14 protein-coding genes are annotated in these 14289 nt (G+C 56.1%); 12 read left to right on the top strand and 2 right to left on the bottom strand.

All coding sequences use genetic code 11. From position 1 onward, the window contains the following. Nucleotides 1-35: 35 nt before the first annotated feature. The 10 genes from urtB (at nucleotide 36) to I6N98_RS17270 (ending at nucleotide 9473) form a co-directional block, all read left to right on the top strand. A complete protein-coding gene (gene urtB, locus I6N98_RS17315) occupies nucleotides 36-1748 on the top strand; it encodes an urea ABC transporter permease subunit UrtB (RefSeq protein WP_232787396.1) in 1713 nt (570 codons plus the stop codon). 3 nt (nucleotides 1749-1751) lie between these two features. Then, the gene (gene urtC / locus I6N98_RS17310; protein WP_198569572.1) at nucleotides 1752-2927 is read left to right on the top strand and encodes an urea ABC transporter permease subunit UrtC; all 1176 of its coding nucleotides are present in this window, start codon (nucleotides 1752-1754) and stop codon (nucleotides 2925-2927) included. Further along, nucleotides 2924-3700 carry an urea ABC transporter ATP-binding protein UrtD gene (gene urtD, locus I6N98_RS17305; protein ID WP_198569571.1) on the top strand — a complete coding sequence of 259 codons (777 nt, stop codon included), beginning with the start codon at nucleotides 2924-2926 and terminating at the stop codon, nucleotides 3698-3700. The genes urtC and urtD overlap by 4 nt, the downstream gene beginning before the upstream one ends. 3 nt (nucleotides 3701-3703) lie before the next feature. Next, nucleotides 3704-4399 carry an urea ABC transporter ATP-binding subunit UrtE gene (urtE, locus tag I6N98_RS17300; RefSeq protein WP_198569570.1) on the top strand — a complete coding sequence of 232 codons (696 nt, stop codon included), beginning with the start codon at nucleotides 3704-3706 and terminating at the stop codon, nucleotides 4397-4399. Nucleotides 4400-4471: 72 nt separating this feature from the next. Continuing rightward, a complete protein-coding gene (locus tag I6N98_RS17295) occupies nucleotides 4472-5413 on the top strand; it encodes a coiled-coil domain-containing protein (RefSeq protein ID WP_198569569.1) in 942 nt (313 codons plus the stop codon). Between the two features lie 426 nt (nucleotides 5414-5839). Continuing rightward, nucleotides 5840-6505 (top strand): TorF family putative porin, encoded by a 666-nt coding sequence (locus I6N98_RS17290; RefSeq protein ID WP_198569568.1) that lies wholly within the window; start codon nucleotides 5840-5842, stop codon nucleotides 6503-6505. 90 nt (nucleotides 6506-6595) lie between these two features. After that, the gene (gene glnK, locus I6N98_RS17285; protein WP_198569567.1) at nucleotides 6596-6934 is read left to right on the top strand and encodes a P-II family nitrogen regulator; all 339 of its coding nucleotides are present in this window, start codon (nucleotides 6596-6598) and stop codon (nucleotides 6932-6934) included. A 149-nt stretch (nucleotides 6935-7083) separates the two neighbouring features. Further along, the gene (locus I6N98_RS17280; protein WP_198569566.1) at nucleotides 7084-8328 is read left to right on the top strand and encodes an ammonium transporter; all 1245 of its coding nucleotides are present in this window, start codon (nucleotides 7084-7086) and stop codon (nucleotides 8326-8328) included. Nucleotides 8329-8688: 360 nt separating this feature from the next. After that, nucleotides 8689-9027 carry a P-II family nitrogen regulator gene (gene glnK / locus I6N98_RS17275; protein ID WP_198569565.1) on the top strand — a complete coding sequence of 113 codons (339 nt, stop codon included), beginning with the start codon at nucleotides 8689-8691 and terminating at the stop codon, nucleotides 9025-9027. A gap of 236 nt (nucleotides 9028-9263) precedes the next feature. Beyond that, entirely contained in the window at nucleotides 9264-9473 is a 210-nt protein-coding gene (locus I6N98_RS17270; RefSeq protein WP_198569564.1) for a hypothetical protein, read from the top strand. A 6-nt stretch (nucleotides 9474-9479) separates the two neighbouring features. On the opposite strand, the gene I6N98_RS17265 is transcribed toward I6N98_RS17270, so the two are convergent. Together I6N98_RS17265 and xerC are read right to left on the bottom strand one after the other, a co-directional pair. Beyond that, the gene (locus I6N98_RS17265) at nucleotides 9480-10190 is read right to left on the bottom strand and encodes an HAD family hydrolase (protein ID WP_198569563.1); all 711 of its coding nucleotides are present in this window, start codon (nucleotides 10188-10190) and stop codon (nucleotides 9480-9482) included. Between the two features lie 5 nt (nucleotides 10191-10195). Beyond that, nucleotides 10196-11101, bottom strand: a complete 906-nt coding sequence (gene xerC, locus I6N98_RS17260; protein WP_198569562.1) for a tyrosine recombinase XerC — start codon at nucleotides 11099-11101, stop codon at nucleotides 10196-10198. A gap of 148 nt (nucleotides 11102-11249) precedes the next feature. On the opposite strand from xerC, the gene I6N98_RS17255 reads away from it, so the two are divergent. Together I6N98_RS17255 and ggt are read left to right on the top strand one after the other, a co-directional pair. After that, nucleotides 11250-12482: an alpha/beta hydrolase family protein gene (locus tag I6N98_RS17255; RefSeq protein WP_232787395.1), complete on the top strand. Its 1233-nt coding sequence runs from the start codon at nucleotides 11250-11252 to the stop codon at nucleotides 12480-12482. Between the two features lie 26 nt (nucleotides 12483-12508). After that, on the top strand, nucleotides 12509-14266 hold the full coding sequence (ggt, locus tag I6N98_RS17250; RefSeq protein WP_232787394.1) for a gamma-glutamyltransferase: 1758 nt from the start codon (nucleotides 12509-12511) through the stop codon (nucleotides 14264-14266). Nucleotides 14267-14289 lie beyond the last annotated feature (23 nt).

Raw genomic sequence — 14289 nt, 5'->3', positions numbered from 1 at the left:
TTGTGTTGCAGTGTTTCAGGCCGGATCGATCATGGATGTCATTCATGTATTGGCGAATACTCAAACTCCGCTCGTTGTTGCCACTAAGCCTCGTATTGGGCTTGGCGCTGAGCTGCGGAGTGAGCGTTGCTCAGGAAGCGAGTTCTGAGGAGCCTTTGGCTGAAGAAGCTGCAAACACCGCTTCCCCAGAACCCTCCCCCGAACAGCTATTTACCCAATTGATTTCGGCGCGTTCAACGTCCAAAAAGACCGAGCTGATAGAGCGTATTGCTCAATCGGATTTTCCCCGTGCGCAAGATATCCTCACGGCGCTGCAAGAGGGTGATCTGTATTACACCCGGGACGATGCCCAGACCTTGGTCTACGCCAAACGCCACCCCGATGGATACTCCCTGACGTCAGTGATGACAGACGGCGATTTGGGTGTGGTGGGCCGTCGAGATGTGCGCAAGATTAGCATCAACAACAGTCTGCGAAGTCTCTTGCGTGGCATTTTGGCGGAAATGGCTCTGCGCAATGAGGATCCCGCGCGTCGACTTGAAGCCGCCAAGAACCTGGTGCGCAGCCCCGATGAATCCTACCTGCCGGCCATCGAACGGGCCTTGGCTGCTGAGCAAGACGATAAAGTGATTGAGTCGCTAAAACTGGCCGCGGCCATGATCAATATCGACGATGAGGATCAGGCAACAAGGTTGAGTGCCATCGAGGCAATGCGTGGCTCGCTGGACAGCGATATCCTGTCTCTGCTCTCTGCCATGCAGTTGACTGATAGCGATGGCAATTACATGGAGCGGGACGAAACAGTTCGCCTCGCTGCGGCCAGTGTTTTGAAAGAGGCAAAGGCGGCCACGCAATTGTACAAACTGGTGGAAAATACCTTCTTTGGCCTGAGCCTGGGGTCGGTGCTGTTGCTCACAGCGGTGGGGCTGGCCATCACCTTTGGGGTTATGGGCGTCATCAATATGGCCCATGGTGAGATGATGATGCTTGGGGCCTATACCACCTACGTGATCCAGCAGATCATGCCCAACCATATCGATATTTCCATTATCGTTGCTATACCAGCCGCATTTGTGGTTTCCGGCTTGGTAGGCATCGCTATTGAGCGGGGTGTGATTCGCCATCTCTACGGGCGTCCGCTGGAAACCTTGCTGGCTACTTTCGGTATCAGCCTGATATTGCAACAGGCGGTGCGGACCATCTTTTCGCCACTGAATAAATCAGTGACTACGCCCAGCTGGTTGAGTGGTTCCTGGGAAATCAACGGTGCTTTGTCGCTGACCTATAACCGCCTCTACATCATTGTATTCAGCATTATTGTGTTGCTGGGTCTGGTATTGCTGATGAAAAAGACCTACATGGGGCTGCAAATGCGCGCCGTTACCCAGAATCGTGCCATGGCCAACTCTATGGGGATTCGCTCGGCCTGGGTGGATGCGCTGACCTTTGGTCTGGGTTCGGGCATCGCCGGTATCGCCGGTGTCGCCCTGAGTCAGTTGACCAATGTCGGCCCCAACCTGGGACAGAACTATATTATCGACTCCTTTATGGTGGTGGTGTTCGGTGGCGTGGGTAATCTGTTCGGCACTTTCTTTGCCGCCATGAGCCTGGGCGTTGCCAACAAGTTTATGGAGCCCTTTGCCGGCGCGGTATTGGCCAAAATCTTTGTGTTGGTCTTTATCATCCTGTTTATTCAGTGGCGTCCGCGCGGACTGTTCGCCCTTAAAGGCCGGTCGGTGGAGGATTAAACCATGTCGAAATTCGATACAGTATTTCAGCGCAGTGCCATCGGTCGTTTGCTGATGGCGGACAAGGCGGGCCGCTATCTGGTGTTTGCCTTACTGGCAGTGGCAGTATTGGTTCCCTTTCTTAATTTAGTGATGCCGGAAGGTAGCTTGCTGCACGTGCCCACCTATCTGGTGGTGCTGATGGGCAAGTATCTCTGCTATGCCCTGCTGGCTCTGGCGCTGGATTTGATCTGGGGTTACTGCGGCATTCTCAGTTTGGGCCACGGGGCCTTTTTTGCTTTGGGTGGCTATGCCATGGGCATGCACCTGATGCGGGAAATTGGCGACCGGGGTGTCTATGGCCATCCGGAGCTGCCGGATTTTATGGTGTTCCTGAACTGGACCGAACTGCCCTGGTATTGGTATGGCTTTGATAACTTCTTCTTTGCCATGTTTATGGTGGCGTTAGTGCCGGCGGCGTTGGCCTTTGTGTTTGGCTGGTTGGCGTTTCGCTCCCGGGTTACCGGGGTATACCTGTCCATCATTACCCAGGCGATGACTTATGCGTTGTTGCTGGCCTTTTTCCGCAACGATATGGGCTTTGGTGGCAATAACGGGCTCACCGATTTCAAGGATATTCTTGGCTTCAGTCTGCAGGCTGATGGCACTCGCAGCGTGTTGTTCGCGTTGTCGGCGCTAAGTGTGGCCGGTGGTTATCTGTTGTGTCGTGCCATTGTGACCAGTAAGTACGGTCGGGTGCTGGTGGCCATCCGCGACGCCGAAAGTCGCACGCGCTTTATGGGCTATCGCGTTGAGCACTACAAATTATTCGTGTTTGTGGTGTCGGCCATCTTGGCCGGCATTGCCGGGGCGCTCTATGTGCCGCAGGTGGGCATTATCAACCCCGGTGAATTTTCGCCGATTAACTCGATTGAAATTGTTATCTGGGTGGCAATTGGGGGTCGCGGTACCTTGTTTGGTGCGGTGATTGGCGCAGTGGTGGTCAATTACGCCAAGACCTATTTTACCGGCGCCTTTCCCGAGATCTGGCTGTTTATGCTGGGTGCGCTGTTTGTAATCAGCACCCTGTATTTGCCCAAGGGCATTGTGGGAGTGGTCAATCAGTACCGGGAGCGCCGGGCCGAGCAAAACAGCGGCGGCGGTAGTAATGGAGAGCGTGGCCAGGAGGTGCAGTCATGAGTGCGGTCCCCAAGCCCGGTTATCACCCTGAAGAGATGCAAAGCATGTTGTATCTCAACGGTGTGACCAAAAGCTTTGATGGATTCAAAGCTATCAATAACCTATCTTTGGATATCGCCCCGGGAGAGCTGCGAGCCATTATTGGTCCTAACGGTGCGGGTAAGTCGACAATGATGGATATCATCACCGGTAAAACTCGACCGGATGTCGGCGAAGTCCGGTTTCGAGATTCCATTGATTTGACCCGCCACGACGAGGCGGATATTGCCAACCTGGGTATAGGCCGCAAGTTTCAAAAACCGACGGTGATAGAAAGCCTCACCGTATGGGAAAACCTGGAGCTGGCCTTGGTCGGTACCCGCAGTGTGTTATCGGCCCTGTTTCATAAATTAACACCGGCCCAGCGCGAGCGAATTGACGAGGTGCTGAGTTTGATCGGCTTGGCCAGTCGCACCAGCCTGGAAGCGGGTAACCTCTCCCACGGTCAAAAGCAGTGGCTGGAAATCGGCATGCTGATTATTCAGGGTCCCGAGCTGCTGCTGGTGGACGAGCCGGCTGCCGGGATGACTGATCAGGAAACCATGGAAACTGCGGCGCTGCTCAAGGAGATCAACCGCGATCACACCGTGGTAGTGGTGGAGCACGATATGGACTTTATCAAGGCGCTGGACAGCAAGGTCACCGTCCTCCATGAGGGCAGTGTGCTGGCCGAAGGTCGCCTGGAGGTGGTGTCTGCCGATCCGCGTGTAATCGAAGTCTATTTGGGGCGTTGAGCTATGTTGGCGGTTGAAAATATCGACTTGTACTATGGCGCCAGCCAGGCGCTAAAGAAAATCAATCTCTGTGCAGAGAAGGGCGAGATCACCTGCATCCTGGGGCGAAATGGGGTGGGTAAGTCCAGCCTGGCCAGAGCGGTGACCGGACGCCACCCCGTGCGGGCCGGCCATATCAACTGGGAAGGGCGGGATATCACCGCCATGAGTCCTGCTGATCGAGCCCGTGCGGGCATTGCCTATGTGCCTCAGGGGCGGGAGATCTTTTCCCAGCTGACGGTGCAGGAAAACCTCCATACCGGCTATGCGCCTTTAAAGCGTTCTCAACGCCGGGTGAGTCCGGAAATCTTCGATTTGTTCCCGGTGCTTAAATCCATGCTGCGGCGCCGGGGCGGTGACCTGTCAGGCGGTCAGCAACAGCAGCTGGCCATCGCCCGTGCGCTGGTGACCAAGCCTCGTCTGCTGGTGTTGGATGAACCCACCGAAGGCATCCAGCCCTCCATCATCAAGGATATACACAACGTTATCTCTATTTTGCGCCAGCAGGGCGAGATGGCGATTGTGTTGGTAGAGCAGTACTTTGATTTTGCCAAAGAACTTGCAGATCAGTACGCGGTGATGGATCGGGGCGAAGTGATTTTGTCTGGCCGGGGGGACGAGATGGTGGAAGAGGAAGTGCGGCGGCATATGACCGTGTAAACTGTCCCCCTTTGAAGACAGCGATCCGGCATTGCGAGCCGGATACCTCCCTGGCCTTAACGAGGACTTTGTATGAAGCGGGTATTTTCAGTTGCGGCGGCGTGTTTGCCATTGATGTGTTTTTCTTCGCTGGTGGATGCCGCCAGCCTGCGTATTCCCGCAAACAGTAGCTATACCGTTCCTGTGACTCAGACCGAGATGAACCTCGATGAGCTGGTGATCGGCGACGGTGCCACCATTAGCTTTGCGCCCGGAGTGGTTGCCTGGGACCTTCGCGCCGCCAAAGCGTCGATCGGCCGGGGCGTGATTGTCGATGCGGCTGGAGCTGCAGGGGTTGATGGTGAAGATGGCGCCGATGGAAAGAGCTGCAGTGATAACTCCGATGGTCAGGCGGGTCAGCCCGGCTCGGCAGGTGGTAACGCTATTGCTGTGAGTTTGCGTCTGGGTGTTATCGAGATTGGCTCGCTGGCGATCAACGCCAGCGGTGGCCGAGGTGGTAATGGCGGGGCAGGTGGCGCTGGTGCTGACTACAGCGAGCGTTGCGAAGATGTGGATGCTGGTAGCGGTGGAGACGGCGGTGCCGGGGGTGTCGGGGGTGAAGGTGGAAATGTCAGGGTGCTCTACCACCGACTTAGCTCTCAGTTGAATGCCGATAATATTGAAAATTCGATAGCCATTACGGCGGAACCCGGGGCGTCTGGTGCAGGTGGCAGCCCTGGCTCTGGTGGAGAGGGTGGAGAGGGTCGTTATGTGCAGGCTAGAACTCTGACTGGTAGCCGTAAGTGGGTGGGCGGCGCAGACTCTGGTGATAACGGAAGCGAGGGACGGGATGGCCTGCGTGGCAAGGCGGGGCAAGCTATCATTGCAGAGCTAGACGCTGCGGTCACAGCTGAAGAGTCCCAGTTTATTCCCAAGCCAGCCAAGCAAAGTGGTGGTGTGTCGTCAGAAATAAAGGCTTTACGGCTGGAATTAGAGGCACTTCGCCGGCGCGTGGAGGCTCTTGAGGCGCGATAGTAACTTGTTACCGTCTGGATGCATTAAATTGGACCCTTTGTTCGATAATGGTGCATAAATCCGGCGTGCATTTTGTGATTTTTCCCATTCTGTTTACGTCGTCAGTTATTGCAGGCGTTTCCCTTATGACCCCTGCGTTCCGAAGCGCTGGGGTTGGCTCCTTTTTCTACTAGAAAACTCGCTTTCGCTCCTCTTTGATGCAGGCTGATATTCGCCGTGCATTCGCGTGCTCCTAATTGGTGCGCAACACATCCCCCTTTAGTTTAGGTCACTGAGCTAACACAATAGTCATGTTTCGTTTGATAGTGCGCAATTAGGTTAAGCCGTTGATTTTTAAATGTATTTATCTAGTTGGCACTGATAATGCTAAGTTCGGGCAGAGAACGTGATCAATCACTTCTTTATAACCGAGTGGAGACTAACGAAATGAAAAACCTGAAAACTGTTCTGGCTGCTAGCGTAGCAGCTGCCTCAATGACAATGGCCGCGGCACCTGCATCGGCTGAACTGGCCGCCAGCGTGGGTGTAGCGAGCACGTACTTGTGGCGCGGTTATGACCTGGGCAGCGGTACTCCTGCTGTATCGGGCGATATCAGTTACAGCACTGGTGGCGCATACATCGGTGCATGGGCTTCGTCTGGTGACACGGCTGCCGGGACAGAGTATGACCTCTATGCCGGCTACGGTATGGAATTTGATGGCTTTAGCTTCGATATCAGTGTTTGGAACTACAACTATCCTACTGGCCCTGGATACTTGGGCACAGAAGAAACTGATTTCTTCGAGCACACTGATGTCATCCTGACATTCGGACTGGGCCCCGTAAGCTTCTCTTACTACGAGCCCATTGCTGGACCAGACGGTTTTACTGAGTATAACTACTACACGCTGAGCACTGGTTTTGGTGCTTTCTCGGCGACCTTGGGTATGGAAGATATCGATGGCGATAACAGCCTCCACCTCGATATTGCCTACGCCTACAACGACAACTTGTCGTTCATAGTGAGCCAGCAGGACGGTGATGTGGACGAGTTGGGTCTGGACACCGATCCTAAGTTCATCGTTTCTTACAGCTTGCCTATCGAGATGTAAGTGGGTTTGGCCTGGCGGGATTCGCCCGCCAGGCCAATTTTACGATAAGCAATTTCGAATGTGCGTTCGCACATTGATAGGAGACTTCCGATGAAATTGATTACGGCTGTTATCAAGCCCTTCAAACTGGACGACGTCCGTGAAGCACTTTCCGATATCGGTGTTCAGGGTATTACTGTCACTGAAGTGAAAGGCTTTGGACGTCAAAAAGGCCACACTGAACTGTACCGCGGTGCGGAATATGTTGTGGATTTTCTTCCCAAAGTAAAAATTGAAGTTGCTGTGGCTGACGGCACTGTCGACTCAACTATTGAAGCCATCAGCAAATCCGCTAATACCGGCAAAATCGGCGACGGCAAAATCTTTGTCTCTCCGCTTGAGCAGGTGGTTCGGATTCGGACTGGTGAAACCGGCGAAGACGCCATCTAAAGTCGGCACTGATTTTTGCTTCGGTTTTTGCTTTGAGTAGCAAAACTTAATTGATGAAGAAAATGTAGCGAAGTGGTCGCCGCGTAAAGGCAGTTTGCGGTCCTTCTAACAATCAAAAGTTTTTAAATTTTCCCTTTGGAGGGCATGTGATGGAAGACATCATACAGGTCAAATACGCCCTGGACACATTCTACTTCCTGGTGTGTGGCGCGTTGGTCATGTGGATGGCCGCGGGCTTTGCCATGCTGGAAGCAGGTCTGGTGCGTTCAAAAAACACTACTGAAATTCTTACCAAAAACGTGGCGCTGTTTGCTGTAGCGTGCACCATGTATCTGCTGTGCGGTTACACCATTATGTACGGCGGTTCTGAAAGCGGTATTCTCCCCGACAGCTGGTTCGGCAACAGCATTTCCAACTCTAGCGTTGAGGAAGTGTTGGCGTCTAACGGCGACATCTACTACTCGGGTGCCTCTGACTTCTTCTTCCAGGTTGTCTTCGTAGCCACGGCGATGTCCATCGTCTCCGGTGCGGTAGCCGAGCGGATGAAGCTGTTTGCTTTCCTGGTGTTCGCGGTTGTGATGACTGGCGTTATCTACCCGCTGCAAGGTTCTTGGAGCTGGGGCGGTGGCTTCCTGTCTGAAGCCGGTTTCTCTGACTTCGCGGGCTCCGGTATCGTTCACATGTGTGGTGCGGCTGCGGCATTGGCTGGTGTCATCCTGTTGGGTGCACGTAAAGGCAAATACGGCGCGTCTGGCCAAATCAACGCGATTCCCGGTGCCAACCTGCCGATCGCTACCCTGGGTACCTTCATCCTGTGGATGGGCTGGTTCGGCTTTAACGGTGGTTCCGAGCTGATGGTATCCAACATCGACGAAGCCAACGCAACGGCGTCTGTCTTTGTTAACACCAACGCCGCTGCCAGTGGTGGTCTGATTGCCGCTCTGCTGGTTGCTCGCATCCTGTTCGGCAAAGCTGACCTGACTATGGCCCTGAACGGTGCTCTGGCTGGCCTGGTTGCCATCACTGCTGAGCCTCTGGCTCCCGGCGCGATTCAAGCGACTTTGATCGGTGCTGTGGGTGGTGTGATTGTTGTGTTCTCTATCATCGGCCTGGACAAGCTGAAAATCGACGATCCCGTCGGTGCGATCTCTGTCCACGGTGTTGTCGGTCTGTGGGGTCTGTTGGCAGTGCCGCTGACTAACTCCGATGCGACTTTCGGCAACCAAATCTACGGTGCACTGGTTATCTTCGGCTGGACCTTTATCGCTAGCTTGATTGTCTGGGCGATCCTCAAAGCCGTCATGGGTATCCGCGTGACCGAGGAAGAAGAGTACGAAGGCGTCGATATCTCCGAGTGCGGTATGGAAGCCTACCCAGAATTCACCGGCAAGTAAGTCTCCCCCGTTGGTGATGTTTGGGGCGCCCCACGGGGCGCCCTTTTTTATGCCTGGTGTTTAGTGATGTGGATGTGGGTTGGCTCGATAAAGCCAACAATCGGGGCTGCTGTTTATCGACAATTGTCGGGTTTATCAACCCGACCTACGGAATTGAGCTCTCCGGCGTTGCGGTAATGGCGGACACCACAAACCGTGTCCGCCCTACGGCTCTGGCGCGTAGGGTGGACAGCGCCTTACCTGTCCACCGATTCCCACTGTGTGCACGACTAACGCGCCCCAACTCCCTTGCCAAGCCCTTAGCCCTGGGCTAAGTTAGCGGAAATTATTCGAAATATCGTCAAAGGAGCAAGTACCAGCATGAAACTAGTCAGTGCGGTAATCAAACCCTTCAAGCTGGATGACGTGCGGGCTGCGCTGTCCGAAATTGGTGTTCAGGGCGTCACCGTGACCGAAGTGAAAGGCTTCGGCCGGCAAAAGGGCCACACCGAGTTGTATCGTGGTGCCGAGTATGTGGTGGATTTTCTGCCCAAGGTGAAGCTGGAAATCGCTGTGGGCGACGACATGCTGGACAAAGTCATTGATGCGGTGGCCAAAGCCGCCAATACCGGCAAGATTGGTGATGGCAAGATCTTTGTGTCGTCGCTGGAGCAGGTTATCCGAATTCGCACCGGTGAAACGGGCGAAGACGCCATTTAAGTCGACCCTCGCCGCCTCAATCTGAGGCGGCGCTATATCCCCTTCGGAAACTCCCTACCTTGTTACTATCCTCTGCAGGCCGCGTGTGACGTGGCTTATTTTTACCGCTATGGATAGCTCGCTTTTTTTATAGCGAAAAGAACTAAAACGCATATTGTGTCCCTCAAATCTCAGCGATATAAATCGCCCTGAGACAGCACAGTCTGATTAGTCTTCCAACGCTGGAGGGAGAGAGTATGGCAACACGTAGTCGTCAAACTGGCTCGGGTGGTGGTAATAAAAAACAGGCTTATCAAGGGGCGCTTGAGGCGCTGACATCCCACGATCGTATGCGGGACAAGCTCGCCAGCGATGTGGAGGCGTTTCTCGCCAAGGGGGGGCAAATTACCCACCTTGAGCCCCATATGCGCAGTGGCTTGACGGATTCCGATCAGGACAGCTATTGAGCCGCGTTAATTTGCGCTTTCCAGCTGACGTATCAAGGGGATGACTTCCCGCCAGTGACTGAACTGGCCGTCCGCTTGGGCAGCCAGGGGGCGGGCTCTCTCCGGGAGTCGAGCTTGAAGGGTACTCATGCCAAGCGCTTTGGCCCCTGAGATGTCATCCTCCGGGTGATCGCCGATATGCAGGGCGTCTGCGGGTTTGCATTTGGCCCACTCTAGCGCGCGCTCAAACATTTCTGGCTTGGGCTTGCGGGCGCCAATTTGTTCGGCGCGCAGGCTGAAATGGAAGTGCTGCCCGAATGGCATGGCAGTCACATCGGCGTTGCCGTTAGTCAGGCTGACCAGGGTATAGTCTCTGGCCAGCTCGGCCAGCGTGTGTTCTGCGTCGACAAAGGGCTTTACCGCCTGGCGGGCTCGATAGAACACCGCGAAGGCTTGCTCTGCCAACCTTTCACTTTCCTGTTTGCTGTATCCCGCCAACTGCAGCGACATTGTCATGCTTTCTAGCCGCCACTGGGAGACATAGTCCTCCAGGTGGGGGTTGTCAGCAAGATACGCCAACCGATGCTCGCGCAGTTCAAGCGGGGAAAAACGATCAATCAGTTTGGGGCAGTGTTGCTGCAGGTGGGTGTGAAGTGTTGCCTCGGCAGCTTCAATCACCGGTGCGGTGTGCCACAGCGTATCATCGAGATCAAAACTGATCAGCTTAAATCGCGGCATTAGAGCTATTCCGGTTTGCGTGGCTTGCGGTTTGCGCGGGGGTGGCTGCGATCGTAAACCTGGGCCAGATGCTGAAAATCCAAGTGCGTATAGATCTGCGTGGTAGCCAGATTGGCATGCCCCAGCAATTCTTGTACGGCGCGGAGGTCACCACTGGATTCCAGCATATGGGAGGCAAAGGAGTGCCTCAGCTTGTGGGGGTGGAGGTGCTGGGGTAGGCCCTGCTGCTTGGCCCGGTAACTTAGCCGTGCCTGGATGCCGCGATGCCCGAGCCGGCCGCCGCGGTTATTGAGAAACAAGGCGTCGTCGTCGCTGGTCATGGTGTCCCGGTGACGCAACCATTGTTGCAGCGCCTTCACCGCCATCTTTCCCACGGGGACAGTTCGGCGTTTGTTGCCTTTGCCGGTGACGGTGACCAGTCCTTCTTTAAGGTCAACGCCGTAGCGATCTAGCGACGCCAGCTCAGCCAGTCGCAGGCCCGAAGAGTAGAAGAGCTCCATAATCGCCCGGTCGCGGAGGTCGATAGGCCGGTCGCCGGCAAATTCCAGGGCGTGCTTGACTTGGTCGACATCCAAGGTGCCGGGCAATCGTCGGCCCCGCTTGGGCGCACTGATGCCCTGGGCGGGGTTGGCTTTGATATGTCCCTGTCGCAGTTGGTACTGAAAGAAACTGCGCAGTGCGGACAATTGCCGACTGATCGTAGTCGCAGATGCCCCCTGCTGTCGGCGCTTGGAGACAAACTGGCGAATGTGGCCGGCGTCGCAATCCCCGCTGCGCTGGAGCCCATGCTCGCTACAAAATTCAACAAAGGCCGTGAGGTCCCGCCGATAACCAGCAAGTGTGTGGGGAGAAAGCCGTCTGGCCGTGGCGGCGTAGTCCAGAAATTGATCAACAGCGGAATCTAGCGTCATAGTGGAGATTGTATGGGCTGCAGGCGCCCGTGTCTTCTCCATTGTGTGGGACTGGGTCTAGGCCCTAAGAGAACGATTCTGCGAGGCCGCAGTTTGTGATAAAACAACAGAGTGCTTTTTGTCACGCAATTCTCTTTCAGAAATAAGGATGTCCATGGCCAAGGCCGCTGTATCCAAATCCGAGGTAAGTGAAGCCAGCGCACTCCAAGGTAGTGTGCCCAAGGTCAATGAGACACCACCCTGGTGGCTTACGTTGCCGGATGATTTTTACTGCCAGTCCGATGGCACCGAGCTGGACGCAGAGTACCCCTTCAAGGTATACGGCTCGGCGTTTTTGGATGTCATGTTGCGCACCAGCCTGGCCAGCATGTTATCGGCGTCGATGCTGCCGCGGATGCTGTCGGGTCGCCATGTGGAGGAGGAAAAAGCACACCTTGAATTCTACGCTGAGCTGGCCGAATTGCGGGATGCAGAGCGGGTGTTTGTCGAGCCGCCTGATAACGTCGACGTGGTTGGCCACTCGCCAAAGCGTCGGGAGTTCTCACCGGGCGGCGGCATTCCTTCCCTCTATCTCAGCTTCCGTTCGCCCTTCGAGCCGCTAAATCCCGAGGTGGCTGATGACTATTTAAGCCATCGCCGCAATCGCACTGCCCGGGCGCTGTATTGGACCCATCCCAGTGGTCCTCGCCCTACGCTGATTTTTGTGCACGGTGTGGTGGAGCATTGGTACGCCCTCAATGCCCGCTATTTTTCGCTGCGACAGTTTTACGACCGCGGTTATGACGTGCTGATGGTGACTCTGCCCTTTCACGGCCAGCGGGGCGACCGCCGTTCGCCGTTCAGCGGCTATGGCTTGTTTGCCAGCGGTTTTGCCCACCTCAATGAATCTATGCTGCATGCCATCAGCGATCTGCGGGTATGGATGAACTATCTCTATGCTCGGGGAGCGCCCAGCGTCGGTATCAGCGGGCTCAGTTTGGGAGGCTATCTCAGTGCTTTGCTGGCTGTGGTGGAACCGAGGCTGGCGTTCTGTATTCCCAACTCGCCGCTGGTGGCGCCGGTGGATACCATGCGGGCCTGGCAGCCTACTCGGCGCATTATGGAGATATCTGCCCGGCGTATCGGCGCCGATCCGCTGGCCTTGCGCCGGGGCATGGCGGTTCACAGCCCGCTGTCCTACCAACCCCAGTTGGATCCAGACCGGGTGATGATTATCGGTGGTGCCGGTGATCGCTTTACGCCGCCTCGCTACGTGCGCCTGCTGCATGCTCATTGGCCCCAAAGCCATTTGCACTGGTTCCCCGGCAACCACATGTTTCATATTGGCCAGGCGGATTATCTGCGTCTTATGCAGGAATTTATGGACCGCTGCTGTCAGTAGCGCGCATACAACCCGAAAGGCTTGAAATGATGTTGCGTTTGTCGTCGTACCTGCCAAAGCGAAAATCGGCACGGCTCATATTGCTGCTGTGGTTCACAGCACTGGCCACTCAGAGTTTGGCCGACAAGGCCGAGATTGCACCGGAAGCGGCCAGTGATATTGGCAGCGTTAAAACCGGCCGCTATGCCAATGCGGCGGCGGTGACCGCCAACCCCCACGCCACTGATGCCGCCCGCCGCATATTGCAACAGGGTGGGGCTGCCATCGATGCTGCGATTGCGGCGCAGCTGGTGCTGGGCTTGGTAGAGCCCCAGTCCTCCGGGATTGGCGGTGGTGCCTTTATGCTGCACTGGGAGGCCGAGCAGCGCGCCCTGAGCAGCTGGAACGGGCGAGAAACCGCGCCGGCGGCGGTGGACGAGGCCTACTTCCTCGGTGCCGATGGCGATGCGATGAGTTTTTTTGATGCGGTGATTGGCGGCCATTCGGTGGGGGTGCCAGGGGTGCTGGCGATGTTGGATGCTGCCCACAAAGCACACGGTAAACTGCCCTGGGCAGCCTTGTTTCAGCCGGCCATTGAACTTGCAGAGAAGGGGTTTGCGATCTCGCCAAGGTTGCACACCTTGTTGCAGCGCATGCCCAAAGTGGCCGTTAACCCGGCGATCCGTGAATACTTTTTTGAGGAGCGCGGTGATGGGCTGGAACCCAAACCGGTCGGTCATGTCCTCAAAAACCACGACTATGCGCGAACCTTGCGGACGCTGGCCGACAAGGGGGCCGACGAGTTCTATCGGGGCAAGCTGGCCGAGCGTATTGTCAGGGCAGTGCGCCGTGATCCCAATCGCCAGGGGCAGATGACGCTGGCGGATATGACGCGATATCGCGCTCAGCAGAATACAGCGGTCTGTGCCGACTTTCTTCAGTATCGAGTCTGCGGTGCGCCGCCGCCGTCCTCAGGCGGCACTACTGTTCTGGCGATTTTGGGGATGATGGAGCACGCGAGGGTGTCGGATTGGCGCCACGGGTTTATCGAGGCCTCTCGGCTGGCTTTTGCCGATCGCAATCACTATCTGGCAGACCCTGACTTTGTCACCGTGCCGACGGCGGGCTTGGTGGCCGCCGACTATCTGGCCAGTCGGGCGGCCATGATTGACAGTGACCGGCGTCTCGCCGAGGTGCCGGCAGGCACCCCAGCCGGTGCGCCACCGCGGGTGACAGCCGCTTCGCCTGAGCTGCCTTCTACCACTCACCTCAGCATTGTGGATCGCTGGGGCAATATCGTCAGTATGACCAGCAGTATTGAAACCGCGTTTGGCTCCCGGGTGATGGTGGGGGGATTCCTGCTCAATAACCAGTTGACCGATTTCTCATTTGCGCCAAAGGACGACAACGGGACGTTGATTGCCAACCGCCCTCAAGGTGGCAAGCGCCCCCGCTCGTCGATGGCGCCAGTGATGGTCTTTCAAGACGGTGAGCCTATACTGGCCCTGGGTAGTCCCGGCGGTGCTCGGATTATCGATTACGTGGCCTTGAGCTTGTACCGGGTGTTGGCGCTGGGGCAAGCCCTGGGGGACGCCATTGCTGCTGGGCATATTGTTGCCATGGGGGGGCGAGTGGAAGTGGAAAAAGGGCGTTTTCCTCAAGTCGAGCAAGCCGCGCTAAAGGCACTGGGGCACCCGGTGAGCGAAGCTGATCAAACCAGCGGTTTGCATGGGATACTGCTGCGAGGAGATGGGTTAGTGGGTGCCGCCGACCCGCGCCGGGAGGGCGCGGTCAGCGGTTACTAGGGCTTGTTTTGGCGTGTTGGTCT

The organism is Spongiibacter nanhainus (genome assembly GCF_016132545.1).
Lineage (GTDB): Bacteria > Pseudomonadota > Gammaproteobacteria > Pseudomonadales > Spongiibacteraceae > Spongiibacter > Spongiibacter nanhainus.
Note: the sequence above shows the minus strand (reverse complement) of the source record. Positions and strands in the feature narration are given on the sequence as shown.

Excerpts from the sequence above, each read along its gene's own strand:
- I6N98_RS17295 (WP_198569569.1), top strand. The coding sequence starts at position 4,472 with ATGAAGCGGGTATTTTCAGTTGCGGCGGCGTGTTTGCCATTGATGTGT.
- I6N98_RS17255 (WP_232787395.1), top strand. The coding sequence starts at position 11,250 with ATGTCCATGGCCAAGGCCGCTGTATCCAAATCCGAGGTAAGTGAAGCC.
- xerC (WP_198569562.1), bottom strand. The coding sequence starts at position 11,101 with ATGACGCTAGATTCCGCTGTTGATCAATTTCTGGACTACGCCGCCACG.
- I6N98_RS17265 (WP_198569563.1), bottom strand. The coding sequence starts at position 10,190 with ATGCCGCGATTTAAGCTGATCAGTTTTGATCTCGATGATACGCTGTGG.
- ggt (WP_232787394.1), top strand. The coding sequence starts at position 12,509 with ATGATGTTGCGTTTGTCGTCGTACCTGCCAAAGCGAAAATCGGCACGG.
- glnK (WP_198569567.1), top strand. The coding sequence starts at position 6,596 with ATGAAATTGATTACGGCTGTTATCAAGCCCTTCAAACTGGACGACGTC.
- I6N98_RS17290 (WP_198569568.1), top strand. The coding sequence starts at position 5,840 with ATGAAAAACCTGAAAACTGTTCTGGCTGCTAGCGTAGCAGCTGCCTCA.
- glnK (WP_198569565.1), top strand. The coding sequence starts at position 8,689 with ATGAAACTAGTCAGTGCGGTAATCAAACCCTTCAAGCTGGATGACGTG.
- I6N98_RS17270 (WP_198569564.1), top strand. The coding sequence starts at position 9,264 with ATGGCAACACGTAGTCGTCAAACTGGCTCGGGTGGTGGTAATAAAAAA.
- urtC (WP_198569572.1), top strand. The coding sequence starts at position 1,752 with ATGTCGAAATTCGATACAGTATTTCAGCGCAGTGCCATCGGTCGTTTG.
- I6N98_RS17280 (WP_198569566.1), top strand. The coding sequence starts at position 7,084 with ATGGAAGACATCATACAGGTCAAATACGCCCTGGACACATTCTACTTC.
- urtD (WP_198569571.1), top strand. The coding sequence starts at position 2,924 with ATGAGTGCGGTCCCCAAGCCCGGTTATCACCCTGAAGAGATGCAAAGC.
- urtB (WP_232787396.1), top strand. The coding sequence starts at position 36 with ATGTCATTCATGTATTGGCGAATACTCAAACTCCGCTCGTTGTTGCCA.
- urtE (WP_198569570.1), top strand. The coding sequence starts at position 3,704 with ATGTTGGCGGTTGAAAATATCGACTTGTACTATGGCGCCAGCCAGGCG.